Origin of the sequence: Catellatospora vulcania (assembly GCF_009720385.1) — a bacterium.
Classification (GTDB): domain Bacteria; phylum Actinomycetota; class Actinomycetes; order Mycobacteriales; family Micromonosporaceae; genus Catellatospora; species Catellatospora vulcania.
This window is the reverse complement of record NZ_ML769311.1, coordinates 1-14,390: the sequence shown is the minus strand read 5'-3', so window position 1 is coordinate 14,390 and position 14,390 is coordinate 1. Positions and strand designations below refer to the sequence as shown.

10 protein-coding genes, 1 rRNA gene and 2 pseudogenes are annotated in these 14,390 nt (G+C 73.2%); 1 reads left to right on the top strand and 12 read right to left on the bottom strand.

Annotated elements, in window-relative coordinates:
- Nucleotides 1-3: 3 nt before the first annotated feature.
- The 4 genes and pseudogenes from murJ to steA form a co-directional block, all read right to left on the bottom strand.
- Nucleotides 4-1,644, bottom strand: coding sequence for a murein biosynthesis integral membrane protein MurJ (murJ, locus tag F6W97_RS18600; RefSeq protein ID WP_155371639.1), 1,641 nt, complete (start codon nucleotides 1,642-1,644; stop codon nucleotides 4-6).
- 293 nt (nucleotides 1,645-1,937) lie between these two features.
- A pseudogene (locus F6W97_RS18595) lies at nucleotides 1,938-2,765 on the bottom strand (hypothetical protein); the annotation flags it as partial.
- Between the two features lie 6 nt (nucleotides 2,766-2,771).
- Nucleotides 2,772-3,701, bottom strand: coding sequence for a copper transporter (locus F6W97_RS18590; protein ID WP_155371638.1), 930 nt, complete (start codon nucleotides 3,699-3,701; stop codon nucleotides 2,772-2,774).
- A 27-nt stretch (nucleotides 3,702-3,728) separates the two neighbouring features.
- Nucleotides 3,729-4,907 carry a putative cytokinetic ring protein SteA gene (gene steA, locus F6W97_RS18585; protein WP_155371637.1) on the bottom strand — a complete coding sequence of 393 codons (1,179 nt, stop codon included), beginning with the start codon at nucleotides 4,905-4,907 and terminating at the stop codon, nucleotides 3,729-3,731.
- A 160-nt stretch (nucleotides 4,908-5,067) separates the two neighbouring features.
- On the opposite strand from steA, the gene F6W97_RS18580 reads away from it, so the two are divergent.
- A complete protein-coding gene (locus F6W97_RS18580) occupies nucleotides 5,068-5,391 on the top strand; it encodes a DMT family transporter (protein WP_155371636.1) in 324 nt (107 codons plus the stop codon).
- 183 nt (nucleotides 5,392-5,574) lie between these two features.
- Here F6W97_RS18580 and recN read toward each other — a convergent pair whose 3' ends face one another.
- From recN to rrf, 8 genes and pseudogenes are all read right to left on the bottom strand, one after another.
- Nucleotides 5,575-7,320: a DNA repair protein RecN gene (gene recN / locus F6W97_RS18575; RefSeq protein WP_155371635.1), complete on the bottom strand. Its 1,746-nt coding sequence runs from the start codon at nucleotides 7,318-7,320 to the stop codon at nucleotides 5,575-5,577.
- A gap of 128 nt (nucleotides 7,321-7,448) precedes the next feature.
- Nucleotides 7,449-8,354, bottom strand: a complete 906-nt coding sequence (locus F6W97_RS18570) for an NAD kinase (protein ID WP_155371634.1) — start codon at nucleotides 8,352-8,354, stop codon at nucleotides 7,449-7,451.
- A 4-nt stretch (nucleotides 8,355-8,358) separates the two neighbouring features.
- Entirely contained in the window at nucleotides 8,359-9,180 is an 822-nt protein-coding gene (locus F6W97_RS18565) for a TlyA family RNA methyltransferase (protein WP_155371633.1), read from the bottom strand.
- A gap of 5 nt (nucleotides 9,181-9,185) precedes the next feature.
- Nucleotides 9,186-9,410, bottom strand: coding sequence for a hypothetical protein (locus F6W97_RS18560; protein ID WP_155371632.1), 225 nt, complete (start codon nucleotides 9,408-9,410; stop codon nucleotides 9,186-9,188).
- Nucleotides 9,407-10,348 carry a phasin family protein gene (locus F6W97_RS40175; protein ID WP_196279222.1) on the bottom strand — a complete coding sequence of 314 codons (942 nt, stop codon included), beginning with the start codon at nucleotides 10,346-10,348 and terminating at the stop codon, nucleotides 9,407-9,409. The genes F6W97_RS18560 and F6W97_RS40175 overlap by 4 nt, the downstream gene beginning before the upstream one ends.
- Nucleotides 10,349-10,428: 80 nt before the next feature.
- A pseudogene (locus F6W97_RS18550) lies at nucleotides 10,429-11,229 on the bottom strand (HAD-IIA family hydrolase); the annotation flags it as partial.
- The gene (locus tag F6W97_RS41550; RefSeq protein ID WP_155371630.1) at nucleotides 11,226-14,177 is read right to left on the bottom strand and encodes a hypothetical protein; all 2,952 of its coding nucleotides are present in this window, start codon (nucleotides 14,175-14,177) and stop codon (nucleotides 11,226-11,228) included. The gene F6W97_RS41550 and the pseudogene F6W97_RS18550, both read right to left, overlap by 4 nt.
- A 90-nt stretch (nucleotides 14,178-14,267) precedes the next feature.
- A 5S ribosomal RNA gene (gene rrf / locus F6W97_RS18540) occupies nucleotides 14,268-14,384 on the bottom strand.
- Nucleotides 14,385-14,390 lie beyond the last annotated feature (6 nt).

Genomic DNA, 14,390 nt, shown 5'->3' with positions numbered 1-14,390 from the left:
CGGTCACCCGCGCCGCCGGCTCACCCGCTCGAGCAGCGGACGCAGGTCCGGCAGGTCGAGCAGGGCACACACGATCAGGAAGACTACAAGCGACACGCCACCGGACAGCATGCCCTGTCCGACCAGACCCATGATGCCTGGGGTCCCGGAGACGACCGCGCGGCCCGCCGCCAGGCCCGCCACCGCCCCGGCCGAAGCGGCCGCCGAAGCGGCCAGGGCGGCACGGAACAGGCCGGTCAGGGCACTACCGCCCACCCGGGCACGGACCGCCACCGCCAGCAGCACCGCCATGACGAGCATGCCGATGGAGTTCGCCGCGCCCAGCGCCGCCGCCCGCTGCGAGTCCGGCAGCACCGCCGACAGGATCACCGCGCTGACGAGCGTGACCGCCCAGCCGCCGCTGACCCCGAGCGCGGCCAGCCGGTTCGCGCCCACCGCGTACAGGGTGCGCTGGTGCAGCGCGGCCAGCCCGTAGCCGAGCAGGCCCGGCGCGAACGCGAGCACCGCCGCGGTCAGCGCCGCGGTGCCGTCGCCCTCGGTCAGAAACGCCGCCGCGGGTGCGGCCACCGCGGCCAGCCCGGCCGCGCCGAGCCCGCTGAGCAGCAGCACCGCCCGGCTGGTCCGGGCCACGGTGTGCCGCAGCGCGGCGTGGTCGGCGGTGGCGAAAGCGGTCGCGATCGCCGGGTACGCGGCCGTGGCGGCGGGCACCGCGAGCACCGCCCACGGCAGCAGGTAGAGCGTCATCGCGAAGTTGTAGAGCGCGTTGGCCGACGCCTCGTCGCCGACGGGCACGACCCGGCCGGCCAGGATGATCGCGACCAGCAGCGCGACCTGCTGCGCCGCCACCGTCGCCGCGCCCGCCAGCGCCAGCGAGCTCATCCGCCGCCGCTGCACGGGCTCCACCTGGAAGACCGGCCGCAGCCGCAGGCCCAGCCGACCGACCGGGATGACCAGGCACAGCGTCAGCACGACCACGCCCAGGGTGGTGCCGACCGACAGGATCGCCAGCTCTCCCCCGCTGACCGTGCCCGGCAGCGGGTCCGCCCCGGCCTGCGCGGCGAACAGCAGGTACGCGCCGATCACGGTGAGGCTGGACAGCAGCGGCGCCAGCACCGGCCAGGCGAACCGGCGGTGCGCGTGCAGCACGCCGGTGAGCACGATGCCGATGCCGTACAGCGGCACCTGCGGCGCGAACACGCGCAGCATCGACACGCCCGCCTCGTGCAGCTCCGGCGACGCCGTCGACTGCAGCAGCGTCACGACCGGGTCGGCGGCCAGCCACAGCAGCGCCGCCAGCGGGATCAGCGCCACCAGGGCCCAGGTCAGCAGCGCGGACACGGTGCGGCGCACCTGCTCGCGGTCGCCCGCCGCCAGCGGCCCGGCCAGCAGCGGCACCACCAGGCCGGCCAGCGCCCCACCAGCCACGATCTCGAAGATGATGTTGGGGATGGTGTTGACGGCGAGATAGGTGCCGCCGAGCCCGCCGTCGCCGACGGTCTGCGAGAACACCAGGGTGCGGGCGAAACCGGCCAGCCGGCTCAGCACGGTCAGCAGCGCGATCAGCGTCGCGGCGCCGGCGATGCGGGCCGCTGCCGGGCCGGTGCCCGAGGGGGCCGCGGCCTTGTCGTCAGCGGTCACTGTCATGAATCGGTACGGCGCGGCGCCCGTGCTCGTGGCCTCGGCTTCGTCGCGGCCGGGGCCGCGTCCGTGGCATGGTCGGCCTCATCCGGTCCCTGCGCAGCCGGAGCGGCCTGCGCGACGGCCCGCACCGCCTTCTTCGCCACCTTCGGCTTGGGTGGGGCCGTATCCGCCGGAGTCACCGGGTCGGCCACCGTCGCACCCGCAACCGTGGGCATGGGCTCGGCGGACTGTCCGACAACCGTGCGGGGCGCGGTGACCGCAGACGCGGGATCGCCGCCGGGCTTCTGCACCGGGATGCGGCCCCAGGCGTCGATCTCGCGCAGCACCGGGGTGCGCTCGATGACCTTGGTGAAACTGACCTTCTCGCTGGCCGCAGTCAGCGCGGCGATGCCCGCGAGCATGACCGCGCGGCCGAACAGGCCGGTGCGGGCGGTCGCGCTGACCCCCAGCAGCGCGCCGAGCGCGTTCGCGCCCGAGTCGCCGAGCATGATCTCCTCGCCCAGGTCGGCGGGCAGCAGGCTCGCGCTCGCGCCGACCGGACCGGCGGCCAGGCCGCCCGCGCGGGTGGCGGTCAGCGGCGCACCGACCAGCAGGCCGGCCTTCAGCGCCCGGCCGGGACGCAGGTCGAGCAGGTTCATCAGGTTCGCGCTGCCGGCGATCACACCCGCGCCCAGGGCCACCTCGGCCGCCCGGCCGAGCCTGCCCCGGCCGCGGCGGTCCGGCAGCAGCGCGGCGGCGACCAGCGCGCCCGCGCCCACCCCGGCGATCTTCACGAGGCCGCTGGTGACCCGGCCCTCGCGCAGTGCCCGCAGGTGGCCGCGGAAGCCCTTGTCGGCCTTCTGGTCGGGGCGCGCGCCCACAACGTCGTCGTACAGGCCGACCGCGCCGCCGGACAGGCCCGCGGCGAGCGCGGCGGCCGCGGTGCGCGGGTCGCCCGCGCCGAGGGCGCTGGTGACGCTCGCCGAGACCGCCAGCGCCGGGCCGCCGGCCAGGGTGAGGGTGCGGCCGCGGAAGTTCGTGCGCTCCAGCTCCTTGGCCCGGGGCTGGTCGCGCACCACACGCAGCGCGGCCCGGGCGCCGTAAGCGCCCAGGCCGATCAGTGCCGCTCTGGCGAGCAATCCCACGTCAGCTCACTTCTGCTGCTGCGGCAGGAGCGATCCGGCGTTGGGGCCGACGCCGTAGTGCCCGGCCTTGCTGTCGGCGAACTGCTCGTACAGCGCCAGCGCGGCGGCGACCTGTCCCTGCACCGTCTCCGCGTTGTCCACGGTCGAGATGGTCTTGGCGAGCGTGGCGTCGTCGCGTACCTCGATCATGAGGTTGCCCTCGCCGCCGAGCACGCCGCCGACGACCGCCACCCCGGCGTGGTCGAACTGCACCGCGGTGGTGACCACGGAGGCGTTCTTGCCCGCCGCCTGGCTGTCGGTGTACGGCGAGCCGCTGACCAGCACGACCGCCTCCGCGGGGCCGGTCACGGCGCCGCTGGTGGTCAGATAGCCGAGCTTGCTGTACGAGGCGAGCACCGCGGCGCGGTCCGGGGCGGGCACGGCCGGGCTGCGGTCCAGCAGCACCGCGGCCAGCAGCGCGCTGGACGACTCGACACCGTCGCTGTTGGCCGGGATGGCCGTGGTGGGCACGCTGGCCGGCTCGGCCTTGTTCTCCAGGTCGAGCAGCTCGACGCTGTTGTCCGGGTTGAAGAACTTGTCGGTCAGGTCGACCGTGCCGACGATCTTGGCACCGGCGGTCTTGAGGATGTTCTCGACGCCCTCGACCTGGTCGCGGCCCGAGGGCAGCACCAGCAGCAGCACCCGGCGGTTGGTGAGCTTGCCGTTCAGCATGATCGGCGCGGCCTCGGTGACGAACTGCTCCTCGCGGTTGGCCTGGTCACGCAGACCGGTGACCTGGTCGCGCAGCTGCGAGTTGGTCGCGCGCAGCGCGTTGACGTTCTTCTCGAGGGCGTCGGCCGCCGGGCCGTTGAGCGCGGCGGTCCCCACGACCAGGCCGATCGCCAGTGCGAGGAACACGGCGGTCATGGACACCACGTGGTACCTAAAGTTGATCACGTCAGAGCCTCTTGATCGTCCGGGTTCCTAGAACAGCCGCTGCAGGTGGAACATCACGTCGTCCCACCACTCCGCGGCCAGCGACAGGTACGCCTTGCCGACCGTGGACACGGCGACAGCCGCGGCCATCGCCGCAATGGCGGACAATACCAGCAAAAGCAATGAGGAACCTGAAATGCTCTGCCGGTAGAGCCGGCTCACACCCTTGGCGTCGACCAGCTTGCCGCCCACCCGAAGGCGGGTGAGGAACGTCGAGGCCATACCCCCGCGGCCCTTGTCGAGAAACTCGACCAGCGTCGCGTGGGTGCCGACCGCCACGATCAGGGTCGCGCCCTTCTCGTCGGCCAGCAGCATCGCGATGTCCTCACTGGTCGCCGCCGCCGGGAAGGTGATGCCCGACACACCGAGCTGGTGCACCCGGTCCAGACCCGGGGCCCGGCCGTCGGGATAGGCGTGCACGACCACCTCGGCGCCGCAGCGCAGCACGTCGTCGGTGACCGAGTCCATGTCACCGATGATCATGTCGGGTGTGTAGCCCGCCTCGACCAGCGCGTCCGCGCCGCCGTCCACACCGATCAGGACCGGCTTGAACTCGCGGATGTACGGCCGCAGCACGTCCAGATCGGCCTTGTAGTCGTAGCCGCGCACCACGATCAGGCAGTGCCGCCCGGAGATCTGGGTCTTGATCTCGGGCACGCCGACACCGTCGAGCAGCAGCTCCCGCTCCTGCTTGAGGTACTCCATGGTGTTCGCGGCGAACGCCTCCAGCTGCACCGACAGGCCCTCGCGGGCGTCGAGCATCGCCTTGGAGATGGAGTCGCCGTCCTGGCGCACCCCGTGCGCCACCGGCTCACCGCGCACGAAGACGGTGTTGCCCTCGATCCGGACCGAGTCACCCTCGCGGATCTGCTGGAACACCCCCTCGCCGAGATCGTCGAGCAGGGTGATGCCGGCCTCGACCAGCACCTGGGGACCTAGGTTGGGGTAGCGGCCCGAGATGGAGGGCTTGGCGTTGAGCACCGCCGCCACCCCCACGGCCACCAGGGAGTCGGCGGCGACCCGGTCGATGTCGACGTGATCGATCACGGCGATCTCGCCAGGGCGCAGTCGGCCGACCAGACGTTTGGTCCGGCGGTCGAGCCGTGCGGTGCCGGTGAGGATCCCCGGTTCGGCGGGCCGGGTCCGGCGCAAGGTGGGAAGACGCATCGCAGCCATCCTGGCATGTCAGTCCGGTATTGGCGCGTACGACACCCGTTGATCGGCCCATACGGGCTGAATTGTGATGTCCGAAACCTCGCGCGACATCAACGGTAACCGCAACGCCACGCGAACGCCGACCCAAGATCGCTCACCTACAGTGAGCTTCGTGATCTACCTCATGCTCGCCGGAGCCATCATCGCCGAAGTCATCGCCACCGTGTGCCTGCGCGGCTCTGCCGGCTTCACCAAGCCGATCCCGTCCGTGGTGGTGGTCGTGGGGTACATCACCGCGTTCGTGCTGCTGAGCCAGGTGCTCAAGCGCGGCATGGCGCTGGGGCTGGCGTACGGCATCTGGGCGGGCATCGGGGTGGCCCTGGTCGCACTGGCGGGCGTGGTGTTCTTCCAGGACCGGTTCAGCTGGCTCCAGGTCGTCGGCCTGGCCCTCGTCGCCGCCGGCGTGGTCGCCCTCGAACTCGGCCAACAACACTGACCCGGCGTCCACCATCCCGTTTTCCATGGACGTTGGCCTATCTGGATGAGTCCGAGCGCTAAAAGGTAATCTAGATAGGCCAACGTCCATTGATGGCGAAGTGCGGTGCAGCCCCCGGAAACGCGACGAGGGCGGTGCGCACCACGGGGTGTGGGGCGCACCGCCCTCGGCGGTGGTACGGGGTCAGGCGGCGCGTTCGCGGGCCGCGACGGCCAGCAGCTCCTCGGCGTGGGCGATGCCCAGGTCGGAGTCGGGCAGACCGGCCAGCATGCGGGCCAGCTCGCGGGCCCGCTCGGTCTCCTCGACGACGCGCACGCCGCTCGTGGTGATCGCGCCGCCGGTGTCCTTGGCCACCACCAGGTGGCGGTCGGCGAACGCGGCGACCTGCGGCAGGTGCGTGACGACCAGCACCTGGTGGTTGCGCGCCAGCCGGGCCAGGCGACGGCCGATCTCGACGGCGGCACGGCCGCCGACACCCGAGTCGACCTCGTCGAAGACCAGCGTCGGCGGGCCGCCGACACCGGCGAAGACGACCTCGATGGCGAGCATCACCCGGGACAGCTCACCGCCGGACGCGCCCTTCTGCAGCGGCAGGGCCGGCGCGCCGGGGTGCGCCAGCAGGCGCAGCTCGATGTCGTCGGCGCCGTCGGGGGTGATCCCGGACTCGACCCCGTCGACCACGAGGCTGATGTCGCCGGCCGGGCGCGGCACGACCAGCACCGAGATGCGGGAGTGCGGCATGGCCAGGCCCGCCAGCTCGACGGTGACCTTGTCGGCGAACAGGCCGGCGGCCTCCAGCCGCGCCGCGCGCAGCTTCGCGGCCAGCTCGGCGACCTCACCGGCGAGCCGGTGCATCTCCCGCTCCAGCTCGTCGAGCAGCTCGTCGGAGGTGTCCAGCGCGGCCAGCCGGGCCTTGGCGTTGTCCGCCCAGGCGATGACACCGTCGACGTCGTCGGCGTACTTGCGGGTCAGCGAGCGCAGCGCGGCGCGCCGCTCGTAGATCTGCTGCAGCCGGGCCGGGTCGGCGTCCAGGCTGGCCAGGTAGGTGGACAGTTCCACGGAGACGTCGCCGAGCAGGGACGCGGCCTCCTCCAGGCGGGCGGCGTACTCCCCCAGCTTCGCGTCCACCGTGGACTGCGACTCCAGGGTGCGCCGGGCGGTGCCGACCAGGCTGGTGGCGTCCTCGCTGTCGGTCTCGCCGCCGCCGGCGATCGCCTGGTGCGCGATGTGCGCGGCGGTGCGCAGGCCCTCGGCGTGCTCCAGGCGCTGGGCCTCGGCCCGCAGCTCCTCGTCCTCGCCGGTCTGCGGGTCGACCCGGGTGATCTCGTCGAGGCCCAGCCGCAGCAGGTCGGCCTCCTGGGCCCGGGTGCGGGCATTGCGGCGCCGGTCGGCGAGGTCGTCGGCCACGGACCGCCAGCGGCCGAACAGCTCCTTGAACTCGACGAGGAGCTTCTCGTGCTCCGGCCCGGCGAACCGGTCCAGCGAGCCGCGCTGCTCCGACGGCCGCAGCAGGCGCAGCTGGTCGGACTGCCCGTGCACCGCGACGACCTGCTCCCCGACGTCACTGAGCAGCGACACCGGCACGGTCCGCCCGCCCACGTGGGCCTTGGACCGGCCCTCGACGGTGACAGTGCGGCTCATCAGCAGCGTGCCGTCGTCATCGGCCTCCGCCCCGGCCTCGGCGACGCGGGCGGCCACGGCACTGGCCGCGTTGCCCGACAGGCGCAGCCGACCCTCGACGGTGGCGCGGCCCGGGTCGGCTCGCACGCGGCCGGCGTCGGCCCGCCCGCCGAACAGCAACCCCAGCCCGGTGACGACCATGGTCTTGCCGGCACCGGTCTCACCGGTGATGACATTCATGCCACGGGTCAGCGGGAGGGTGGTGTCCTCGATCACGCCGAGACCGGTGATACGCAACTCTTCCAGCACAGCAGATGACAGTAGCCCGCCCCTCCGACAGTGTCACGCCGGGCCACCGTGGCCGATGCCGGTATGGGAACATCGCGCACCACGAACGGCCTCGTCGGACCGCCGCGCACCGCCGGAGGGGTACCCCGTCAGTGGCCGGTCGCGTGCCGCTGGCCGTGTGCCCGCCAGCCCTCCACGGGCAGGCCGAACTTGGCCACCAGCCGGTCGGTGAACGGCCGCGGCCGCAGCCGCGCCACCCGCACCGGCAGCGCCCCGCGACGCACCGTGACCTGGGCGCCCGGTGGCAGCGCGAACACCCGGCGGCCGTCGCAGCTCATCAGCGCATGCTCGGTGTACGGGTCGATGGTGATCTGGATCGTCGAGCTCGGCGCGGTCACCAGCGGGCGGCTGAACAGCGCGTGCGCGCTGATCGGCACCAGCAGCAGCGCCTCCACCTGCGGCCACACCACGGGCCCGCCGGCCGAGAACGCGTACGCCGTCGAACCCGTCGGAGTGGCGCACACCACACCGTCACAGCCGTAGCGCGACAGCGGGCGGCCGTCCACATCGACCAGCAGTTCGAGCATGCGCTCGCGGCTGCCCTTCTCGACGCTGACCTCGTTGAGCGCCCACGACTCGGCGATGACCTCGCCGGCCAGCTCGGCGGTCACGTCGATGGTGAGCCGCTCCTCGACGCTGTACTCGCGCGCGACCACGTCACGCACGGCCGTGTCCAGGTCGGCGATCTCGGCCTCGGCCAGGAAACCGACCTTGCCCAGGTTGATGCCCAGCAGCGGGACGCCCTCCGGGCGGGCGAGTTCGGCGGCGCGCAGCAGCGTCCCGTCACCGCCCAGCGCGAACACGATCTCCGCGCCCTGGGCGGCGCACGCGCCCGACATCGGCCTCACCCCGGACAGGTCCAGGTCCTCGGCCTCCTCGGCCACCACCCGCACGCTGAACCCCGCCGTGATCAGGTCCCGCGCCACGGTGCGGGCGTGATCCGTGGAGTCCTTCCGGCCGGTATGGGTGACCAGCAGCGCCACGCGCTCCGTCATGCAGTCAGTCCTCAGGGTCGGGTGCGTTCGGCACCCCAGCCTCCACCACGGCGCGGATGTCGTCCACCGCGGGGGCGGGCGCGTCGCGCCGGAACCATACGAAGAACTCCACGTTGCCCGACGGGCCGGGCAGCGGGCTCGCCGTCACCCCGGCCACGCCCAGCCCGAGCGTGCCCGCCGACGCGGCGACGTCCAGCACCGCCTCGGCCCGCAGCGCCGGATCGCGTACCACGCCGCCGGCGCCGACGCGCTCCTTGCCGACCTCGAACTGGGGCTTGACCATCAGCACCAGGTCGCCGTCGGTGCACGCGGCCAGCGCGGGCAACACCAGCCGCAGCGAGATGAACGACAGGTCGGCCACGGTCAGCCCGACCACGCCGCCGATCGCCTCGGGGGTCAGCGTGCGCACGTTGGTGCGCTCGTACACCTTCACCCGCTCGTCGGTGCGCAGCGACCAGGCCAGCTGGCCGTAACCCACGTCCACCGCGACGACCTCGGCCGCGTCGTTGCGCAGCAGCACGTCGGTGAAGCCGCCGGTCGAAGCCCCCGCGTCCAGGCAGCGGCGACCGGCCACGACCAGCCCGCGCGGCGTGAACGCGGCCAGCGCCCCGGCGAGCTTGTGCCCGCCCCGGGAGACGTAGTCGTCGCCGGCGGACTCGCCGACGACGCGTACCGCGTCGGCGGGGTCGACCATGGCCGCGGCCTTGTGCGCCACGGTGCCCTTGACCTCGACCCGGCCCGCGGCGATCAGCTCACCGGCATGGTCGCGGGAGCGGGCCATCCCCCGACGGACCAGCTCCGCGTCCAGGCGGGTACGACGTGCCATGTGCGTCAGGCCTCGATCGCGGTCAGGACTTCCCGCAACGTCTTGTGCGCGGCCTCGTATGCCGCCAGCTGCTCGGCCAGCGGCAGCTCGGCGGCGTTGGCCACGGCCCGGACCGCGGCGTCCACCGCGTGGTGGCCGGTCGGGCCGGGCATGAGCGTCTGCGGGGTCGGCATCGGACGCGGCGACGGGACCGCCGGCGAGAACGACAGCGGCAGTTGCGGTGAGGTCACGCGCCGGCCGCCCTACGCGCGGGGGCCTTCTTGGCCGCGGTCTTCTTGGCGGGCGTCTTCTTCGCGGCTACCGGCACGTCCGGGGCGGAGCTGAACGCGACCGCGGCGACCGGCTCGTGGGCGGCGATCGCCTTGGTGGCGTCGATCACGGTGACGCCCTTGGCGGCAACGGCCTTGGCCGCCGTCTTCTTCGCCACGGCCTTGGCCGGCTTGCGGGCCGCCGCGGCACCCCTGATCGGGGCGTCCGTGGCCGGCTCGGCCACCACCGCGGCCGCCTTCTTCGCCGGGCCCGCCTTCTTCGCCGGGGCGGCCTTCACCACGGGCGCGGCCTTCTTGACGCGCTTGGCCACGGCCGCGGGCGTGGTCGTGACCGGCTCCGCGGCCGGCTCGTCGGCGGCCTCGGCCGGTGCGGCGGGTGCGGCCGGGCCGGTGGCCTGCGCCGGAGCGACCTGCTTCTTGGCGACGGCCTTCTTCGCCACCGGGGTCGCCACGGCGGTCGCCGAGCCGTTGCTGCTGGAGGCGCCGTTGCTGCTGGAGGCGCCGTTGCTGCCTGCCGAGCCGTTGCTGGTGGACGCGGGCCGGGTGTCGGCCTTCGCCTCGCGCAGCTGGCCCTCGAGGTCCTCGATACGGGCGGTCAGCGTCGCGACCTCCTCGGCGGTGGCCAGGCCGACGCGGCCGAGCGCGCGGTCGAGCTCCAGGCGCACGATGCGGGTGATCGCCTCACGGTTCTGCAGACCCGTGGTGACCAGTTCCTCCGCCATCGTCTGCAGCTGCGACGCGGTCGCGCCGCCCTTGCCGAGCAGTTCCTTGGCCGCCTTCTTGACGGTCTTCTCCGCCTTCTTCTTCGACGCCTCGGTCAGCCCGAAGGCCAGTTCCAGATACGCCTTGACCACGTCCTGCATCGGTTCGCCCGACTTGCTCGCCACAGCGGTCGCCACCTCTCCTACCGACTGATGTCCGGCACGGCGAACGCCGACAGCGTGCCGTACCGTTTCGCGGACCAACGCTACAGTGCCGGGACCGCAGGTGCCGTGAAGAGGCCCCCGAGATCCGCCGACACGTACGTCGGACGCAGCGCACCGCTCGCCGCGGCCGCCTCGACGGCCGTGGAGACACCGGTCAGCACCAGCAGGCTGTCCATTCCGGCCCGATGCGCCCCGGCGATGTCGGTGTCCAGCCGGTCGCCGACCACCAGTACCCGCCGCGCGGACGCCTGCGCCGCCGCGGTCGCGAACAGGCCCGGCTCGGGCTTGCCCACCACCACGTCCGGCTCCCGCTCCAGCGCGTGAGCCAGCAGCGCGACCAGGGAACCGTTGCCCGGCAACGGGCCGCGCAGCGTCGGCAGGGTCCGGTCGGTGTTCGTCGCCACCCACCAGGCCCCGGCCCGGATCGCCACACACGCCTCGGCCAGCTGCTTCCAGCCCAGGTCCGGGCCGAAGCCCTGGACGACCGCGCGCGGGTTGTCGTCCGCGCTGTCGACCGGCCGCAGCCCGACGTCGGTCACCTCGCTTCGCAGCGCAGGCGCGCCCAGCACCAGCACCGGCGCGCCCGGCTCCAGCCGCTGCGCCAGCAGTGCCGCCGCGGCGCCGGCCGAGGTCAGCACCTCCTGCGGCTGGGCCGCGATGCCCATGCCGCGCAGCAGCGCCGCGACCTCGGCCGCGCGGCGCGAGGCGTTGTTCGTGGCGAAGCGCACGGCCATACCCTGATCCCTGAGGCGTGCCAACGCATCGACCGCCCCGTGAATGGGGCGGTCGATGAGGTAAAGCACGCCGTCGAGATCGAATATGACCAGGTCATAGTTCTCGACGAGCGATGTCACTTGTCTGCTTCCGCCTTCGTGGCAGGGGTGTCGTCGGCAGCGGCCGCGGGCTTCTCGTCGAAGTCCTCGAGGTCGTCGTCGTCCTCGTCGGCACCGCCGTCGCGGCCCTCGTCCTCGTCGTCGAGGTCGTCATCGTCGTCCTCGTCGAGGTCGTCGTCATCCTCGTCGTCCTCGTCGAGGTCGTCGTCATCCTCGTCGTCCTCGTCGAGGTCGTCGTCATCCTCGTCGTCCTCGTCGTCGAGGTCGTCGTCGTCCTCGTCGTCGTAGTCCTCGCCGTCGAGGTCATCGTCCTCGCCGGTGTCGGTGTCGGAGCCGGTGTCGCCGTCGGTGCCGGCGGCCTTGGCCTTGGCAGGACGGTCGGCGGGCTCGTCGTCCATCTCGGACTCGTCCTCGATCTCGACGCCGTCCAGCTCGAGCAGCCGCTCAGCCGCGTCGGTCACCGCGTCGGAATCGGCGGCCGCCGCCTTGGCGAACCACTCCCGAGCCTCCTCGGTGCGCCCCGACGCCAGCAGCGAGTCGGCGTAGGCGTACCGCAGCCGCGGCGACCAGTCCTCGGTCGACTCCACGGTCAGCTCGCGCACCTGCAGCATCGCCGCAGCCGCCTCGTGCTGGCCCATGTCACCCCGCGCGCCTGCCGCCACGATCAGCAGCTCCAGCGCCTCGCCCTGGCTGAGCTTGTCGCGCTCGACGCCACGGAACAGGTCGATCGCCTTCTCCGGCCGGCCCAGCGCGCGCTCGCAGTCGGCCAGCACGGCCAGGTGCGTCTGACGCCCGGTCATCCGGTGGTAGGTGCGGATCTCCGCGATCGCGGAGGCCCAATCGCCCGTCTGGTACGCGGCGAGGCCGACCGCCTCGCGGACCACCGCGATGCGCGACGCCAGCCGACGAGCGGCCAGCGCGTGCTCCAGTGCCTTCTCCGGGTCGTCGTCGATCAGCTGACCGGTCGCGACGAGGTGCCGGGCGACGGTGTCCGCCACCGGCTTGGCCAGCGAGAGCAGCTCAGCGCGCACCTCACTGTCGAGGTCCGCCGGCGTGATGTCGTCGGGCAGCTCGGGGCCGGGACGGCCCGCACCCTCGAACTCGCGGGCCTCCGTGCCCTCACGGGCCTCGGTGGGCCGCTCGCGGTCGCCACCACGGAAGCCGCCTTCACGGCGCTCCCCGGTGCCGGTGCCGCTGCCACTACGGAACCCGCCCTCACGACGGTCCCCGGTCGCCGGACGGTCCCGGTCGCCACCGCGGAAGCCACCCTCACGGCGCTCCCCGGTGCCGGTGCCGCTGCCACTACGGAACCCGCCCTCACGACGGTCCCCGGTCGCCGGACGGTCCCGGTCGCCACCACGGAAGCCACCCTCACGGCCTGCGCCGCGGTCGTCGCCGCCACGGAAGCCGCCCTCACGACGGTCGCCGCCGGCGAAACGCTCACGGTCGCCGCCGCTGCGGAAGCCACCCTCACGGCTGCCACCGGAACGGTCGCCGTAGCTCGGACGGTCACCACCGCGGGAGAACCCGCCACGGTCACCGGTCGGACGGTCCCCACCACGGGAGAAGCCGGCACGGTCACCGGTCGGACGGTCGCCGCCGCTGCGGAAGCCACCCTCACGGCTGCCACCGGAACGGTCGCCATAGCTCGGACGGTCACCGCCACTGCGGAACCCGCCCTCGCGACGGTCGCCGCCTGCCGGACGGTCCCGGTCACCACCACGGAAGCCCTCGCGGGTGCCGCCGGTGCGGTCGCCGAAGCCACCGCTGCGGTAGCCGCCCCGGTCGTCGGCCGGTCGGCGGAAGCCGCCCTCACGGCTCGCGCCGCCGGGCCGGTCACCACGGAAGCCGCCCTCGCGGCGGTCGCCGCCGCCGGAAGCACGGTCGCGGTCGCCGCCGCTGCGGAAGCCACCCTCGCGGCTGCCACCGGAACGGTCGCCGTAGCTCGGACGGTCACCACCACTGCGGAACCCGCCACGGTCACCGGTCGGACGGTCCCCACCACTGCGGAAACCACCCTCACGGCTACCACCCGAACGGTCGCCATAGCTCGGACGGTCACCGCCACTGCGGAACCCGCCCTCGCGGCTGCCGCCGGAACGGTCCCGGTCACCGCCACTGCGGAAACCGCCGCGGTCGCCGCCACGGTCCTCGCCGCCACGGAAGCCGCCCTCACGACGGTCGCCACCACCGAAGCGGTCGCGGTCGCCGCCACTGCGGAAGCCACCCTCACGGCTACCACCGGAACGGTCGCCGTAGCTCGGACGGTCCCCACCACTACGGAACCCGCCACGGTCACCGGTCGGACGGTCCCCACCACTGCGGAACCCGCCACGGTCACCGGTCGGACGGTCGCCGCCACTGCGGAAACCACCCTCACGGCTACCACCGGAACGGTCGCCGTAGCTCGGACGGTCACCGCCACTACGGAAACCACCCTGGCTGCCACCGGAACGGTCCCGGTCACCACCACGGAAGCCGCCACGGTCACCGCCGGTGCGGTCGCCGGCGCTGCGGAAGCCACCCTCACGGCTGCCACCGGAACGGTCGCCATAGCTCGGACGGTCGCCACCGCGGGAGAACCCACCGCGATCGCCACCCGACCGGAATCCACCCTCACGGCTGCTGCCACCGGCACGGTCGCCGTAGCTCGGACGGTCACCGCCACTGCGGAAGCCGCCACGGTCACCGCCGGTGCGGTCGCCGGCGCTGCGGAAGCCGCCCTCACGACGGTCGCCACCGGCACGGGGGGCGCCGCGGTCGTCACCGTCACGTCGGGGGGCGCCACCGGTACGGGGCTTTTCGTAGCCGCCGTCGAAACCACGGGCGCGGTCGCCGTCGCGCCGGAAACCCTCACGCTTGCCGTGAGAACGGTCGTACCCGCCCTTTTCGGAGCGAGACCCGCCGCCTCCGCGGCTGGCCTGGCCGGACGAGTCCTGTCCGGGCTTGTCGTTGGAACTCGAGTTCACGGGTACATCCTTCCTGATGCTGCCGGAAATCGGCGGCACAACGCACACGAGGGCCTACCCCTGGCGGGGAGGCCCTCGTATGGAACGTTTGTCCGGCGGCGTCCTACTCTCCCACAACGTCCCCGTTGCAGTACCATCGGCGCTGGAGGGCTTAGCTTCCGGGTTCGGAATGTTACCGGGCGTTTCCCCTCCGCCATGGCCGCCGTAACTCTA

Excerpts from the sequence above, each read along its gene's own strand:
- F6W97_RS18565 (WP_155371633.1), bottom strand. The coding sequence starts at position 9,180 with ATGGCACGTCGTACCCGCCTGGACGCGGAGCTGGTCCGTCGGGGGATG.
- steA (WP_155371637.1), bottom strand. The coding sequence starts at position 4,907 with ATGCGTCTTCCCACCTTGCGCCGGACCCGGCCCGCCGAACCGGGGATC.
- F6W97_RS18570 (WP_155371634.1), bottom strand. The coding sequence starts at position 8,354 with ATGACGGAGCGCGTGGCGCTGCTGGTCACCCATACCGGCCGGAAGGAC.
- murJ (WP_155371639.1), bottom strand. The coding sequence starts at position 1,644 with ATGACAGTGACCGCTGACGACAAGGCCGCGGCCCCCTCGGGCACCGGC.